Origin of the sequence: Streptomyces sp. NPDC091416, assembly GCF_044756845.1 — a bacterium.
GTDB lineage: Bacteria > Actinomycetota > Actinomycetes > Streptomycetales > Streptomycetaceae > Streptomyces.
This window is the reverse complement of sequence record NZ_JBIVTU010000062.1, coordinates 1-1322: the sequence shown is the minus strand read 5'-3', so window position 1 is coordinate 1322 and position 1322 is coordinate 1. Positions and strand designations below refer to the sequence as shown.

The following is a 1322-nucleotide window of genomic DNA, read 5'->3' as shown; positions in this document are numbered from 1 at the left end:
CTAGGGCGTGTATCGGAAGTGGCTTGAGAGGCTGCTGGTTCGTTAGTCCCGCGACGGGGCGGCGAGCCAGCGGTCATCCTGGAACTCGGCTGGGACTTCGTCCTCCCACGGATCGATCCCACGGCGTTCCAACTCGTCGAACCATCGGTCCCGCTGTGATTCGGGGAGGCGTCGTCCACACCAGGGGCAGAAGTCGATAGTGATGCTCGATGTGCCGCCGTCGTGGATGATCAGCCCGTACTCCTGGAACTTGGCGCTGAACGTGATCAACGCGTCCGGACAGGCAAAGGGATCGTTGTGCTGGTCGCAGGGCACGTTCACCCGGCGGCTCATCGCCTCGCAGCAGTGACTGGTCATGATCTCGGTTTCTCGTTCATCGACACTATGCCCCGAAGTAGATCACGGTCTGTGATGATCGCTCGGTGGCACGTGGAGATCTGACGGATACGCAGTGGACCCGGCTGGAGCCGTTGTTGCCCGTGGGCAAGAAGCCGGGGCGTCCGCCGATATGGACCAGGCGGCAGCTGATCGACGGCATACGTTTCCGCACCCGCACCGGCGTCCCGTGGCGGGATATGCCGGAGCAGTATGGGCCCTGGGCGCGGGTGTACGACCTGTTCCGCCGCTGGCAGCGGGACGGCACTTGGCAGCGGATCTTCAGCGAGCTGCAGGCCCAGGCCGACGCCAGGGAGCTCATCACCTGGGACCTTAACATCGACTCCACTGTGTGCCGGGCCCACCAGCATGCTGCCGGGGCGAGGAAAAGGGGGATCTGCAGGTCGAGCCGCCCGGCGGCGTCGCCGTCGAGCCGGACGATCACGGTCTGGGACGCTCGCGCGGCGGCCTGACCACTAAGGTGCACCTGGCCGTCGAGCAGGGCCAGAAGCCCATGTCCATCGTGATAACGGCCGGACAGCGTGGAGACTCCCCGCAGTTCGAACCCGTCTTGAAGAAGGTCCGTGTCGCCCGCCTGGGTGCCGGCCGCCCCCGCACCCGGCCCGACCGGGTCCGTGCCGACAAGGCGTACGCGTCCCGCAAGAACCGCGCCTACCTACGCCGACGCGGTATCCGCTGCACCATCCCGGACAAGGCCGACCAAGCCCGCAACCGCAAGAAACTCGGCTCTCGCGGCGGTCGGCCGCCCAAGTTCGACGCGGAGGACTATAAGGCTCGGCACTCGGTCGAGTGCGGCATCAATCGCCTCAAGCGCCACAGGGCCGTAGCCACGAGATACGACAAACTCGCGGTCCGCTACGAGGCGACCGTCCTCGTGGCGGCCATCAACGAGTGGCTGTGACCAGCACATTCGATACACGCCCTAG

The 1322-nt window shown here is 66.0% G+C and carries 2 protein-coding genes; one reads left to right on the top strand and one right to left on the bottom strand.

What is annotated here, in order from left to right; all coding sequences use genetic code 11:
• Window positions 1–42: 42 nt before the first annotated feature.
• Window positions 43–357: a DUF6980 family protein gene (locus ACIQMX_RS42480; RefSeq protein WP_249764214.1), complete on the bottom strand. Its 315-nt coding sequence runs from the start codon at window positions 355–357 to the stop codon at window positions 43–45.
• A gap of 65 nt (window positions 358–422) precedes the next feature.
• Between ACIQMX_RS42480 and ACIQMX_RS42475 the strand changes: the two genes are divergently transcribed.
• Window positions 423–1297, top strand: a protein-coding gene (locus ACIQMX_RS42475; RefSeq protein ID WP_402487086.1) for an IS5 family transposase whose coding sequence is annotated in 2 segments (ribosomal slippage) — window positions 423–813 and window positions 813–1297 — 876 coding nt in all. Because the reading frame shifts where the segments join, the coding sequence is not laid out codon by codon here.
• Window positions 1298–1322 lie beyond the last annotated feature (25 nt).